Source organism: Sphingomonas sp. Leaf23, assembly GCF_001421585.1.
Lineage (GTDB): Bacteria > Pseudomonadota > Alphaproteobacteria > Sphingomonadales > Sphingomonadaceae > Sphingomonas.
On the sequence record NZ_LMKR01000001.1, the window covers coordinates 379,963 to 393,206 of the forward strand.

The 13,244-nt window shown below is 67.8% G+C and carries 12 protein-coding genes; 5 read left to right on the top strand and 7 right to left on the bottom strand.

Annotated elements, in window-relative coordinates:
- The 6 genes from ASE67_RS01875 to ASE67_RS01900 all read right to left on the bottom strand — a co-directional run bounded on the left by ASE67_RS01875 (position 1) and on the right by ASE67_RS01900 (position 6,386).
- Positions 1 to 948 carry an NAD(P)H-dependent flavin oxidoreductase gene (locus ASE67_RS01875; protein WP_055756275.1) on the bottom strand — a complete coding sequence of 316 codons (948 nt, stop codon included), beginning with the start codon at positions 946 to 948 and terminating at the stop codon, positions 1 to 3.
- Positions 949 to 986: 38 nt separating this feature from the next.
- Positions 987 to 1,562, bottom strand: coding sequence for a manganese efflux pump MntP (locus tag ASE67_RS01880; protein ID WP_055756277.1), 576 nt, complete (start codon positions 1,560 to 1,562; stop codon positions 987 to 989).
- A gap of 253 nt (positions 1,563 to 1,815) precedes the next feature.
- Entirely contained in the window at positions 1,816 to 3,144 is a 1,329-nt protein-coding gene (locus tag ASE67_RS01885) for an Nramp family divalent metal transporter (RefSeq protein ID WP_055756279.1), read from the bottom strand.
- Positions 3,145 to 3,169: 25 nt separating this feature from the next.
- Positions 3,170 to 4,183: a ferritin-like domain-containing protein gene (locus ASE67_RS01890; protein ID WP_055756281.1), complete on the bottom strand. Its 1,014-nt coding sequence runs from the start codon at positions 4,181 to 4,183 to the stop codon at positions 3,170 to 3,172.
- Between the two features lie 20 nt (positions 4,184 to 4,203).
- Positions 4,204 to 5,208: a ferritin-like domain-containing protein gene (locus tag ASE67_RS01895; RefSeq protein WP_055756283.1), complete on the bottom strand. Its 1,005-nt coding sequence runs from the start codon at positions 5,206 to 5,208 to the stop codon at positions 4,204 to 4,206.
- 134 nt (positions 5,209 to 5,342) lie between these two features.
- A complete protein-coding gene (locus ASE67_RS01900; RefSeq protein ID WP_082456936.1) occupies positions 5,343 to 6,386 on the bottom strand; it encodes a LacI family DNA-binding transcriptional regulator in 1,044 nt (347 codons plus the stop codon).
- Between the two features lie 130 nt (positions 6,387 to 6,516).
- On the opposite strand from ASE67_RS01900, the gene ASE67_RS01905 reads away from it, so the two are divergent.
- The 5 genes from ASE67_RS01905 to ASE67_RS01925 all read left to right on the top strand — a co-directional run bounded on the left by ASE67_RS01905 (position 6,517) and on the right by ASE67_RS01925 (position 9,651).
- Positions 6,517 to 6,894 (top strand): PDZ domain-containing protein, encoded by a 378-nt coding sequence (locus tag ASE67_RS01905; RefSeq protein WP_055756285.1) that lies wholly within the window; start codon positions 6,517 to 6,519, stop codon positions 6,892 to 6,894.
- A complete protein-coding gene (locus tag ASE67_RS01910; protein ID WP_055756286.1) occupies positions 6,866 to 7,549 on the top strand; it encodes a winged helix-turn-helix domain-containing protein in 684 nt (227 codons plus the stop codon). Before ASE67_RS01905 ends, ASE67_RS01910 begins: the two co-directional genes overlap by 29 nt.
- Before the next feature lie 23 nt (positions 7,550 to 7,572).
- Positions 7,573 to 8,892, top strand: coding sequence for a sensor histidine kinase (locus ASE67_RS01915; RefSeq protein WP_235511747.1), 1,320 nt, complete (start codon positions 7,573 to 7,575; stop codon positions 8,890 to 8,892).
- A 61-nt stretch (positions 8,893 to 8,953) separates the two neighbouring features.
- Positions 8,954 to 9,259 carry a hypothetical protein gene (locus tag ASE67_RS01920; protein WP_055756288.1) on the top strand — a complete coding sequence of 102 codons (306 nt, stop codon included), beginning with the start codon at positions 8,954 to 8,956 and terminating at the stop codon, positions 9,257 to 9,259.
- Positions 9,260 to 9,297: 38 nt separating this feature from the next.
- Positions 9,298 to 9,651: a hypothetical protein gene (locus tag ASE67_RS01925; protein WP_055756290.1), complete on the top strand. Its 354-nt coding sequence runs from the start codon at positions 9,298 to 9,300 to the stop codon at positions 9,649 to 9,651.
- Between the two features lie 15 nt (positions 9,652 to 9,666).
- On the opposite strand, the gene ASE67_RS01930 is transcribed toward ASE67_RS01925, so the two are convergent.
- Positions 9,667 to 12,963 carry a glycosyltransferase gene (locus ASE67_RS01930; RefSeq protein WP_055756292.1) on the bottom strand — a complete coding sequence of 1,099 codons (3,297 nt, stop codon included), beginning with the start codon at positions 12,961 to 12,963 and terminating at the stop codon, positions 9,667 to 9,669.
- Positions 12,964 to 13,244: the final 281 nt, after the last annotated feature.

A 13,244-nucleotide genomic window follows, 5' to 3' on the forward strand; every position in this document is an offset into this window, starting at 1 on the left:
CTATCCGAGCAAACGGCGGCGGGTGGCGTGATATTCCTCCGCCATCCGCGCGATGCGGTCGGCGGCGGGCACGACGGCATTGACGGCGCCGATCCCCTGGCCCGCGCCCCATATATCCTTCCACGCCTTCGCACCCGACCCGAAATTCATCGCCGAGGCATCGCTGTCGGGCAGGGCATCGGGATCGAGCCCGGCAGCGACGATCGACGCGCGCAGGTAATTGCCGTGCACCCCGGTGAACAGGTTGCTGTAGACGATATCGCCCGCGCGGCCATCGACCACTGCCTGCTTATAGGCTGCGACCGCATTGGCTTCGGCGGTCGCGATGAACGGGGAGCCGACATAGGCGAGGTCGGCCCCCGCCGCCTGCGCCGCCAGCACCGCGCCGCCATTGGCGATCGCGCCCGACAGCGCCAGCGGCCCGTCGAACCACTGGCGAACCTCCTGCGTGAAGGCGAACGGATTCAGGCGCCCGGCATGACCGCCGGCACCGGTGCAGACCAGAATCAGCCCGTCGGCACCCTTTTCCACCGCCTTGTGCGCGAAACGGTCGTCGATGACGTCATGCAGCGTGATCCCGCCCCAGCCATGGACGGCGGTGTTGAGATCCTCTCGCGCGCCGAGCGAGGTGATGACGATCGGCACCTTCCATTTGGCGCAGGTGGCAAGGTCCGCTTCCAGCCGGTCGTTCGAGCGGTGCACGATCTGGTTGACGGCGAACGGTGCGGCGGGGCGATCGGGATGGGCGCGGTCGTGCGCCGCCAGTTCCTCGGTAATCCGGTGGAGCCATTCGTCGAGTTGCGCCTGCGGCCGGGCGTTCAGCGCCGGGAAGGACCCGACGATCCCCGCCTTGCACTGGGCGATCACCAGATCGGGACCGGAGATGATGAACAGCGGCGACCCGATGACCGGGATCGTCAGCCTGTCGAACAAGGAAGGAAGCGCCATATGAGTTTCATAGCGCAACGATGTTCGCTGTCCAGTGGTCAGGCCGACAGGTGCTGCGCCAGGATCGACCCGCCGATCGCGATCAGTACCAGTCCGCCGAGAATGCCGGCATAGCGGCCGAGATAGGGGCCGATATGCTTGCCCAGCATTACGCCGATCGTCGCCATCAAGGTGGTGGTGCCGCCGATGACGAGGCACGCGACCCAGATGTTGACGTCCATCAGCGCCAGCGAGATGCCGACTGCGGCCGCATCGATGCTGGTGGCGATGGCCGTCGCGGCGAGACGAAGGTAACTGGTCTTCGCGGTGCCATCGGCGGGGGCGGCATCGTCGGCCTGGCCCCGGATCGCCTCACGCAACATATAGCCACCGACCGCGAGCAACAGGCCGAAGGCGACCCAGTGATCGTAGCTGGCGATCCAGTCGTTGAGCAGGAAGCCGAGCAGCCAGCCGATCGCGGGCGTGATCGCTTCGAAAAAGCCGAAGACGGCCCCCACCTTCAGCGCGTCGGACAGGGTGCTGCGTCGTTCGGTCGCGCCCTTGCCGAGTGCGGCGGCGAAGGCGTCGACGGACAGGCTGGCGCCGAGCGCGCCAAGGGTCAGGATGCCGGGCATGGATGGTACTTTCTGGGCCAGAGTCCGAACGACGCGCATGTCCGTGGCCACGAAGCGTGACATGCGTATCGTTGGTCTCGCCGGGCGGGATATCCCGCTGTCATCGCCATGCACCCGGAGGGGCAATCCTGTTGACGATAACCCCGCGACACCGCGGGTAGCTACTCCCCAAGAGTGGGGTCGCAATATGTTGTGGAGGCTGGAGCCGCAACCCGGAAAATGCGATCAATTCAGTCCGATTGATCGGACGGCTTTATCCGGTCACGACCTGATAGAGCAGTACCGAGTTCAGCACGATCACCGCCGCGCAGATTGTCCAGGCGGCGATGGCGAGTACCGGGCGGTTGGCGAAGTCGCCCATCCGGCTGCGGTCGCCGGTGAAGCGGACCAGTGGATAGACGGCGAAGGGCAATTGCAGGCTCAGCACGACCTGGCTGCCGATCAGCAGCTTCGCGGTACCGCTGTCGCCATAGAGACTGGCTACGACGACCGCCGGGATGATGGCGAGCAGCCGGGTAACGACCCGTCGCAACCATGCGGGCAGGCGGATATTCAGGAATCCTTCCATCACGATCTGCCCGGCGAGCGTGCCGGTGATCGTCGAATTCTGTCCCGAGGCGAGCAGCGCGACCGCGAACAGGATGCTGGCCGCCCCGGCACCCAGCATCGGCGTCAGCAGCTGATAGGCGTCCTGAATCTCCGCCACATCGGTTCGCCCGGCGGTGTGAAAGGTCGCAGCGGCGAGGATCAGGATCGATCCGTTGATGAACAGCGCCAGCATGAGTGCGATCGAACTGTCGATCGTCGCCAGCTTCACCGCTTCGCGCCGCCCCTCCGGACTGCGATCGAAGCTGCGCGTCTGCACGATCGAGGAGTGGAGGTAGAGATTGTGCGGCATCACCGTCGCGCCGAGGATGCCGATCGCGATATACAGCATCGCCGGGTTGGTGACGATCGCGGTCGTGGGGATCAGGCCGTTTGCGATGGCGGCGATCGACGGTTGCGCGAGGAACAGCTCGACCGCGAAACAGCCAGCGATTATCACCAGAAGCGCGACGATGAACGCCTCCAGCTTGCGAAAGCCATATTGCTGGAGCAGCAGGATCAGCATCACGTCGACGGCGGTGATGCACACCCCCCACACCAGCGGGATGCCGAACAGCAGTTGCAGCGCGATGGCGGTGCCGATCACCTCCGCCAGATCGCAGGCGATGATCGCCAGTTCGCATAGTGCCCACAACACCCAGCGGACGGGCGCGGGATAATATTCGCGGCACGCCTGCGCCAGGTCGAGCCCGGTGACGATGCCGAGCTTCGCCGACAGCGATTGCAGCACCATCGCCATGATGTTCGACAACAGGATGACCGACAGCAGCGAATAGCCGAACGCCGATCCGCCGGCGATGTCGGTCGCCCAGTTGCCGGGGTCCATATAGCCGACCGCGACCAGATAGCCGGGGCCGGCAAAGGCGCCGAGCTTGCGCCAGAATTGCCCGGCACCCGCCGGTACCGGGACCGTACGGAAAGATCCCGGCAGGCTGGGCCGCCGTTCGGGAGCGTCGGCGCTGGTCGGAGGGGCCATGCGATACGCTCCCGAATGCAGCGCCTTACGAGGCGTTGCTGGTCTTCAGCGCGCCGTTGACGCCCGCCGGGAAGAAGCCTCCGGCCGACACCGACGCACGGGTCAGGTAATGGATGTTCAGCACCTGTGCCGGCGAGCGGGCAAAGGTCAGGCCGCTGCCGTCGGTCGGCACGATGTTCGACGCGTTGTTGACCGGCTTCACGCCCTGATCGATGTCGGTCACGCCGTCGAGGCTGTCGCGTGCGCCGGACAGCGCCTCGGTCGCGTCGATGATCGACGCGGTGGCGATCCCCTTGCGATACAGCGCGGCGCGGATCAGGCCGGCGTGATACGACTTGGCCGCCACCATGCCCGCCACCGCGTCGACAAACGCCCCCCCGGTCACGCCGGCGGCGATCCCGCGATACGCGCTGACGGCGACGTCGGCGAACACGAACGCGCCCAGCATGACCTGTTCGTCGCTGGCATAGACGTCATAGGTCGCCGAGGCGGTGGTGATCAGCTGCGCCGCACGGGCCAGGTTCGAAAAGGCGCTGGTCGCGGTCACGCCCAGGTCGATCGACGGTTGGGCGATGACCGTCGACCCGATCACGCCCCGCAACAGCGAGACGTGGTTGCGGGTGTCGGCAGCGATTTCGCGCGCGAACTGGCCGAATACCGGATCGGCGAAGGTCCGCTGGCGACCGCCGCTGGCAGTGCCGGCAGTGCCGGTGCCGGTCAGCAGGTTGGCGGACAGGCCGGCGCCCGTCGTGACGACGCTGAAATACTGCGCCTCGATATAGGCGAGGTTCAGAGCGAAGTTCAGGATGTCGGCATCGGTCAGCGGGCTGGCCGTCGGCGTGGGCGTCGCCGAACCGGTTGCGGTCGGCGTCGGGGTCGGCGTCGGTGCCGGATTGCTGTTGTTGCCGCCGCACGCCGCCAGCAGCGACGCGCCGGCTACAACGGCAGACACGCTGCCGGCGTTGCGCAGGAAATCGCGGCGATCGGCGCGGCGGTTGTCGTTGGTGTCGAGCACCGACAGGATCGATTCGTTGGTCATCTGGGTCGCTCCCGAAAGGCTCAGTTCGCCGCGCTGGACTTGATGGCGCCGTTGACGCCGGACGGGAAGAAGCCCCCGGCCGTAACGGCGTTGCGGTTCAGATAGGCGATGTTGAGCACCTGTCCGGTGGTGCGGCCATAGGGCAGGCCGGTGGTGGAATCGAACGGCATGATGTTCGACTGGTCGCCGATCGGGCGCACGCCCTGATCGATGTCGCTGGCGCCGTCCAGCCCGTCACGCGCGTTCGAGATCGCCTCCGTCGAATCGATCAGCGTCGGGGTGGTGAGCCCGCGCATGTACAGCGCCGACCGGATCATCGCCGCGTGATAGGATTCGGCGGCGAGGATGCCCGAGGCGACCTGACGGATCAGCGTATTGGCGATACCGCCGATCGCGCCGCGATAGGCCGTGACGCCGACATCTTCGAACAGGAAGGCTGCGAGCAGGAAATTGTCGTCATTCTCATACGGGTCGAACGTCGCGCCCTGCCCGATCAACCCGGCCGCGCGGGCGGCGTTGGAAAAGGCGCTGGTCGGCGTCGCGCTGATGTCCAGCGTCGGCATGGCGATCGCCACCGATCCCAGCGCGGTGCGCAGGAATTCGACGTGCGCAACCTCATCCTGCGCGATTTCGCGGGCGTAGTTGGCGACGATCGGGTCGGTCAGATTGGCCTTCTTGCCGCCCGTCACGGTTCCCGCCGTCCCCGCGCCGGTCAGCAGCGTCGAGGCAAGGCCGGTGCCGTTGGCGGCAAAGGCATAGAATTGCGCTTCGAGATATTCGAGGTTCAGCGCGAAGTTCAGCACGTCATTGTCGGTGAACCCGCTGGAATTGGTCGCGGTCGGCGTGGGAGTCGGGGTTGGCGTCGGCGAGGGCGTCAGGGACGTGCCACTCCCCCCGCACGAGGTGAGCGCAAGGCCGGTACCGACCGCCGCCACCGCACCGAAGGCGCGGAAAAAGTCGCGGCGTTCCGCGCGTCGGCGCACCCGCGCGTCGAAGGCTGCAACCATCTGTGTCTCGTCGGTCATCTACCGGTTCCCTTAAACCCTTGGCGGTCCCGCTCCCCCTGAATGGCGGAACGACCCGGACCTCTCCCTGATATGCGACCGTGGCCGACCGGCATACCGATTGTGCGTGCTGTATTGGCTGTCGGCCCCCGACGCTACCCCCCAAGGTCCGGGGCGGGGGCGATCGATTCGCGCAGGATCAGGCGATGTTCGTGCGCGATGGTCGCCGGGACGGGGGTTCCGGCCAGCTGGTCGAGCAGCAGCGATGTCGCACTGACCGCCATGTCGAACACCGGCTGCCGCATGGTGGTGATCCGGGGCCAGGTGATGCGGGCGATTTCCGAATCGTCGAAGCCGACGATCGACAGGTCGCGGGGCACGTCGATCCCGGCTTCGCGCGCGGCCATCAGCGCGCCGACCGCCATGTCGTCGTTCTGCGCCAGGATCGCGGTCGGCCGGTCGGGCCGGTCGAGCAGCGTCCGCGCGGCGGCGATGCCCGAATCGAAGGTGAACAGCCCGTCTATCACCCGGCCCGGGTCGATGGCGACACCGGCGGCGGCAAAGGCATCGGCATAGCCGGTCATGCGCGCCGCGCTGGCCGCGTGGGTCGGATCGCCCTTGATGATGCCGATCCGGCGATGGCCCTGCGCCAGCACCGCGCCGGCGACTTCGGCGGCGGCGACCACATCGTCGACCACCACACCGGGCACGATATCGTCGAACCGGGTGGGCGAGATGCGCGCGAACGGCATCCCGATCCCGACCAGTTCGTCGAGGATGCGGCGGCTGTCCGATGCCGGCGGTGCCAGCACCACCCCGTCGATCGCCGCCGAGCGCAACAGCCCGACCACTTCGTCGGCATGGTCGTTGACCGACCGCACGGGCAGCACGACCAGCCGGTAGCGTTCGCCGCGCAGCCGGTCGAGCACACCCATCTGCAGGTCGACGCCGTAGCTGGGCGAGGGATTTTCATAGACCAGCCCGATCAGGTACGACCGCTGCCGCGCCAGCCCCTGCGCCATGATGTTCGGGTGGTAATCGAGCACGCGCACCGCTTCGCGCACCCGGTCGCGCACCGCATCGGTCACATGCGGTTCGCCGTTCAGCACGCGCGAGACGGTTTTCGTCGATACGGCGGCATGGCGCGCGACGTCGACGATGGTGATGCGCCGCGACGGCCGCGATCGGGGGGAATTCATGACCGGCATCTCCTCCACGCTGCCGCGGCCGTGTCAACCGCTCCGATCATCGAACATGACAGCCTCTTCATCTTCCGCCCATCCCCCGTACCGGCCGGATCGGGCACGATACACACGAAAGGATGCGCCGATGGACCGGGCCGATAGTGGATTTGGGCAGCCGCTGCGCCGGATTGCGCTCAGCGCGGTCATCGGTGGTGCCATCGCGTTTGCCGCGTTGAATGCACTCGATGCGACGCCGCCTGCCGTAACGGCGGGGGGGGCGGGGCTGGTCGTCACCAGCCTCGAAACCGGGGGCGCGTCGCAGGTGGCGGGGTTGCGGGTCGGCGACGTGATCGACCGGGTGGACGGGCTGGATGCGCCGACGCCCGCGATGCTGGAGCAGGCCGAGGACGGTGATCTTGCCGTGCTGCATGTCGCGGCAAGGGGTGACGCCGCCGCCCGGACGCTGTTAATGCGGCATCCGGAGGAGGGCCAAGGTGAAGATCCTGATCGTCGAGGACGATGACCAAACCGCGAGCTATATCGCCAAAGGGCTGACCGAGGCCGGGTTCAACGTCGATCGCGCCGCGAACGGTCGCGACGGCCTGTTCCACGCCATCGACGGCGGGTACGACTGTATCGTCATGGACCGGATGCTGCCGCAGATGGACGGCATGGCGGCGGTCGCGGCGATGCGCGCGGCCGGGGTCGCGACGCCGGTCCTGATCCTGTCGGCGATGGGATCGCCCGACGACCGCGTCGCCGGGCTGACCCAGGGCGCCGACGATTACCTGACCAAGCCGTTCGTGTTCGCCGAACTGCTCGCCCGCGTCCGGCTGCTCACCCGGCGGCAACAGGCAGGCGGCCCGGCGGTCGAGACGAAGCTCGTCTGCGACGATCTGGAGATGGACCTGCTTGCCCGGCGGGTGCGCCGGGGGCAGCGGACCATCGACCTGCAACCGCGCGAATTCCGCCTGCTCGAATATCTGCTGCGCCATGCCGGACAGGTCGTGACGCGGACCATGCTGCTGGAAGGCGTGTGGGATTATCATTTCGACCCCGGCAGCAACGTGACCGACGTGCATATCAGCCGGCTGCGGCGCAAGATCGACGAAGGCGAGGAACGCCGCCTGCTCCACACCGTGCGCGGGTCGGGCTATAAGCTGGGGGCGGAGTCCTGATCCGGCGGAGCCGATCGGCGACGTTGCGCTTCGCCATCCTCGTGTTCGCGCTGCAGATCGTCGGGTCGGCGGTGGTCCTGCTGACCGTCCGCACGATCACCGAGCACCGGCTGACCGCCAGTGCCACCGATCAGGCGGCCCGGCTGCGGGCCACGCTGCTGGAAGGATGGGCGTCGGGCGGCGTCGATGCGCTGGCGCGTGCGGCGGAGACGCGGCTGGACCGCAGCGACCGGCCGCAATCGGTCGTGCTGGTGATCCGCCGCGATGGCCGGGTGATGGCGGGCAATGTCGCGGCGTGGCCGCCCAACGTCGCGATCGGCCCGCCGGTCACCGTCGAAATCTTTCGCGTGGCGCGCAACCAGCCCGAAGCGATGCGGGTGATCGGTACCGTCCTGCCCGATGGCACGCGGCTGCTGACCGGCCATGTGATCGAGGGCGAATTGGCCTTTGTCGGCGCGATGGAAGTGGCGATGGTCGCGGCAATGATCGTCGCCCTGCTGCTTGCCGGATTGGCCGGATGGGCGGCGGCCAAACTGATCGCCGCGCGGCTGGGGAGGACGGCGCAGACGGTGGCGGCGGTGACCGCCGGCGATCTCGACCGGCGGGTCGCGCTGGACGGCGGCAGCGATGCGTTCGAGGCGCTGGGACGATCGGTCAATGCGATGCTCGACCGGATCGCGACGCTGGTCGGCGAACTGAAGCTGGCGACCGACGGGTTGGCGCATGACCTGCGCTCGCCGCTCACTCGGCTGCGCGCCACGCTGGAACGCGCGCTGGCGGCAGCAGAGAGCGAGGAGGGGCGCATCGCGGTGCTACGCGCGATGGAGGAGGGCGACCGGCTGCTGGGCATGCTCGACACTGCGCTGCGCATCACGCGTGCCGAGGCGGGGATCGGGCGGGAGGCGTTCCAGCCGGTCGACCTGTCGGCGCTGGTTGCCGACGTCGCCGACATGTTCGAACCACTGGCCGAGGATCGCGGACTGGCGATCGTCGTGGCCGAAGTACCCGCGATCACCGTGCCCGCCAATCGCGAGATGATCGGACAGGCGGTGGCAAATATGATCGATAATGCCTTGAAATATGGTGCCGGTACGATCCGCATGGGCGTTGTCGAGGCCGGTGACGCGGTGGCGATCACGGTTGCCGATGACGGTCCCGGCATCCCCGCCGACCGACGCGGCGATGCGCTGCGTCGTTTCGGGCGGCTGGACGCGGCGCGTACCGAAAGTGGGGCGGGGCTGGGCCTGTCATTGGTCACCGCCGTCGCGCATCTGCACGGCGGTACGCTGGAGCTGGGTGACAATGCGCCGGGGCTGGCCGCGCGGATGACGGTGGCGCGGTAACTGCCCGCCCTTGTGCCGCCGCATTTGCGCGGGACAGTGCAGGGGACATGGGAGACGGGCGATGTTGGCGTTGCTGATGCTGGTACAGGCTGCCGCCGAACCGCCGCTGCGGATCGACCTGAAGCCGCTGATGCCCGATCCCACCTGTCCCCGGAACGCGAACGAGGGCGAGATCGTCGTGTGCGGTGAACGCGATGACGGTCGCTACCGCCTCCCTGCCGTACCTGATCGGCGCTTCGACGAATCGGGCAGGGCGCTGGTTCGTCTGTCGGACACGGCGACGCTGTCGGCCGAGGGGGAGAGTGCGGGCCTTGCCGGCGGTGTCACCATTTCGCGGTTGATGGCGCGGTTGCGGATCGCCTTCTGACGGTGGCGCCGATCCGCCGGGTGGCCTAAGGGCACTTCATGGCAAAGGCAGATCGTCTCGCCCGGCTGGACGACCTCCGGCTGGAACAGGAAACCGAGTATCGCACCGCATTGATCGAGGCGCTGCGCCGCACCGCCGCGGGCAAATGGGGGCTGTTCGATCATCAGGCGGATCGCAAGGCACGCGCCGCGATCGCCCCGGTGATCGACCATCTGGAGGAGCTGGGCGATGCGATCGACGCGGCACGTGACCAGCTGGGCCTGCCGCCGTTCGAGCTGCGCCAGCAATTCCTGAAGTCGCGCGGGCCGGTCGGACCGCAGGCGATGGGCGAGCCGCGACAGGCGCAGGCGTGGCTCGACCGGCTGGCGGCAGAGGAGGGGGCGGCCGGGTAGACCGCCCCGCCGGACTTAGGCGGCCTCCACCCGGCCGCTGCGCTCCAGCTTGCCCCAGCCGACCACGAACCCGCCAATCGCCGATGCGATGGCGCGCAGTACGACCCAGTACATGATCTGGCGGTACACCAGCCGCTGTGCGACCAGCAGGTGCGCGGGATAGCGCGCCTTGTTGCCGTCCAGCCGGTATGCGACCCAGCCGCACGCCACGTCGATCGCGGTGAAGCACAGCCAGTACAGCCCCATCTGCCCGACATCGCCGCTGGTCTGCGCCCAACCATGCTGCGCCACCCGCACCGCCGTGCCGACGATCGACAGAATCAGCGCAAGGTCGATCAGCGGCGAGATGGCGGCGAAGAAGATCTGGAACAGCCACGCCTGCGGCAGTCCGATCCGGGCGAGGCCGCCGGGCTTGCCGGTCATCAGGACGCGGCGATGCTTCCACAGGCATTGCAGCGTGCCGAACGCCCAGCGATACCGCTGCTTGGCCAGCGCCTTGAAGCTCTCGGGCGCTTCGGTCCACGCGACGGCGCGGGGGTCGTAGGTCACGCGCCAGCCGGCCCGCTGGATGGCGATGGTCAGGTCCTGGTCCTCGGCCAGCGTATCCTCCGGATAACCGCCGACGGCATCCAGCGCGGTGCGCCGCCATGCACCGACTGCGCCCGGCACCACCGTCATCGCATCGAACCCGGCGAGTGCGCGGCGTTCGAGATTCTGCGCGGTGATATATTCGACCGCCTGCCAGCGGGTGACGAGGTTCACCCGGTTGCCGACCCGCGCATCGCCCGCGACCGCGCCCAGCTTCGGATCGGCGAACCAGCGCGCCAAACGGGCGATGGTCGTCGGTTCGAACTGCGTATCGGCGTCCAGCGCGATGATGACCTCACCCGCCGCCTGCAACAGTGCGCGATTGAGCGCCGCCGCCTTGCCGCCGTTCACCAGCGTCAGCAGCGTGACGCGCGGATCGCTGACGAAGCGGTCGCGCACGACCTGGCTGGTCGCATCCTTCGACCCGTCGTCGGCGACGATCACCTGCAACCCCGGATAGTCGCTGGCCAGCACGCGGGCGACCGAGTCGGCGATCACGCGCTCTTCGTTATAGGCCGGGATGATGACCGAGACGCTGGGGTGATAGTCGGGCGGGGTCGGCCGCTCGCGCCGCGACTGGAACCATGCCAGCGCCGCCATCAGCACCGCGCGCGCCATGCCGAGGCCGATCGCGAGGTAGAACAGCCACGCCAGGCCGACCGAGATCGCCGCCAGTACGATGAAGATCGCGACATCGGTGCGCACCGCCACCAGGTCGCGCCCGGTCACCGCCGGCATCGCGACCGCGCGCGGCACGCCGACCAGCTGCGATGCGGTCACGAAGTGATAGCCCTTGGCGTTCAGCAGCGCGATGATGCGCGGCAGTGCCTCGACCGTCTGTTGCCGGTCGCCGCCGCCGTCGTGGAGCAGGACGATGTTGCGCGAGCTGTCGGCGCTGACGTCATCGACCTGCTCGACGACCTGCCGGACGATGGCGTCGGTGCCCGGGCGCTGCCAGTCGTTCGGATCGACGTGCAGCCCTACCACGGTATAGCCCAAATCCTGCGCCAGCAGCGCCGGGGCGATTTCGTCCATCGTCGTCGGTTCGGCGTCCCCGAAATAGGGTGCGCGGAACAGCGTGGTCGACCGGCCCGTATAGGCCTGGATCAACCGCTGCGTGGCATTCAGCTCCAGCTTCGTCGTCCGCTCGCCGGTGGTGGCGAGGTTGGGATGGGTATAGCTGTGGTTGCCGATCTCGTCGCCGTCATGAACCATCCGCTGCAACAGCCCCGGATGCTCCAGCGCGTTTTCGCCGACGACGAAGAAGGTGGCCGGAACGCCCGCCTTTTCCAGTGCGTCGAGGATCGGGGGCGTCCAGGTCGCGTCGGGGCCGTCGTCGAACGTCAGCGCGATCGCCTTCGGATCGGTGCCGCCGGTGCGTTGCACGACATAGGGGGTCGGCAGGGCGGCATAGCGTTCGTCGGCGATCATCCCGTTGCGATCGAATTGCAGTGCGCGCTGCCCATCGGTCGGCCGGTTGGTGATGCGCAGCACCTCGCCCGACCCCTCGACATCGACGTTCACCGCGCTTTGCAGCCGGTTGATCCGGGGCACGCGGTCGGCGGTGCGGAATGCGGCAAGGTCGTTCCAGATGCCGGCATCCTCGCTGCCCAGCCGCCACAGCGCCACATCGTCCAGCCCCATCCGCCGGAGTGCCGCCAGCTCGTTCCAGCTGGTGGCCGCGTCCAGCATCCACACCTGGTGACGGCTGCCGCGTTCGTCGTCATAGGTGAAGCCGGCATTGCCGCTCGAGCGGTCGAACCCGATCTGCGCCGACGAATCATGGGCGGCCAGCCACGCTTCCTCGATCGACAGCGCATCGGCGCCGCCGTCGTGCCAGTCATAGGCATAGCTGCCCAGTGCCACGACCAGCTTGTCGCGACCGACCTGGCGCATCGCCTGTTCGACCTGTCCGACGAACCATGGCTGCGACGCGATCGGTCCCGGCGTCCCGCTTTCCCAATGTTCGTCATATGCCATCAGGATCACGCGGTCGGTCGCACGGGCGATGTCGCGCAGCCGCCAGTCGGGATCGCCCGCCGGTGCCGTGACGGCAAGGGTCGCGCCCTTGGGCAGCGCGGCGTGCAGCTGTGCGAGGAAGGCGGGATAGTGAGCGACGGCGGCGGCAGGCAGGCTTTCGTAATCCATCACCAGCCCGGCCGAATGATGGGCCTGCACATAGCCGGCCAGCTGCGAAACCAGCGCCGCGCGCGCCGACGGATCGGCCAGCATCCGCGCGGCACCGGCACCGTCCCAATTCTCGTCGGTCAGGTTCTGCACCATCGGCAGCACCTTGGGCGCATGGCGCGTGCCGGCGAGCAACTGGGCCAGGCGCGGATCGTCGATCGCATGGACCTGCTGCCCGACGACCATGATGAACGCCGGAACGACCCAATCCATGCCCGCCATGTGCCGCTGCAACGACGACAGCCCGCCAGCGGTATCGGGCACGTAGAAGCCAATGGTGAGCGGCGAATTCGGTGAGGGCGCGGAGCTGCGCGGCAGCCAGCTCCGGTGCTTGGCAAGGCCATCGCCGCGCGGGGCGAACGTCTCGCCATGCCGCCTTGCGAATGGCAGCGGCATGCCCAGCGTGCGTGGGGTGAGCACCAGCGTCGTCGCAAAGGCGATCGCCGCCAGCACGACCGCCAGGATCAGCAGCGCGACGCCGCGCCGTGCCCATATGCCGCGCCGGCCGGTGGGATCGAAGAAGATGGGCTTGCTCACGTGGCGGCGACCTCAAGGCTGTGCCGGCCGCAAAATGCGGCCCTGTATTGCCGCGTTAGGCGATGGCACCGGGCAGGCCGGTGAGCGCCACATGAACTTTTGGTCACCCGACAGGGAAGGGCAGTGATGCCGGATTACAACAGAAGGAGCGTTCCACCTTTATTGATGATCGATGCCGCCGGGCATGAATTGACAGCCCGATGACAAAGCATAGGATGCACAAATCACGGCGATTTATGGCCGTTCGAAGTCTGGGGGATAGTAAATGGTATTGCGTCGGT

Coding starts and splice junctions, on each gene's coding strand:
- ASE67_RS01925 (WP_055756290.1), top strand. CDS start 9,298: ATGGCAAAGGCAGATCGTCTCGCCCGGCTGGACGACCTCCGGCTGGAA.
- ASE67_RS01885 (WP_055756279.1), bottom strand. CDS start 3,144: ATGGCCCCTCCGACCAGCGCCGACGCTCCCGAACGGCGGCCCAGCCTG.
- ASE67_RS01920 (WP_055756288.1), top strand. CDS start 8,954: ATGTTGGCGTTGCTGATGCTGGTACAGGCTGCCGCCGAACCGCCGCTG.
- ASE67_RS01900 (WP_082456936.1), bottom strand. CDS start 6,386: ATGAATTCCCCCCGATCGCGGCCGTCGCGGCGCATCACCATCGTCGAC.
- ASE67_RS01890 (WP_055756281.1), bottom strand. CDS start 4,183: ATGACCAACGAATCGATCCTGTCGGTGCTCGACACCAACGACAACCGC.
- ASE67_RS01875 (WP_055756275.1), bottom strand. CDS start 948: ATGGCGCTTCCTTCCTTGTTCGACAGGCTGACGATCCCGGTCATCGGG.
- ASE67_RS01905 (WP_055756285.1), top strand. CDS start 6,517: ATGGACCGGGCCGATAGTGGATTTGGGCAGCCGCTGCGCCGGATTGCG.
- ASE67_RS01895 (WP_055756283.1), bottom strand. CDS start 5,208: ATGACCGACGAGACACAGATGGTTGCAGCCTTCGACGCGCGGGTGCGC.
- ASE67_RS01880 (WP_055756277.1), bottom strand. CDS start 1,562: ATGCCCGGCATCCTGACCCTTGGCGCGCTCGGCGCCAGCCTGTCCGTC.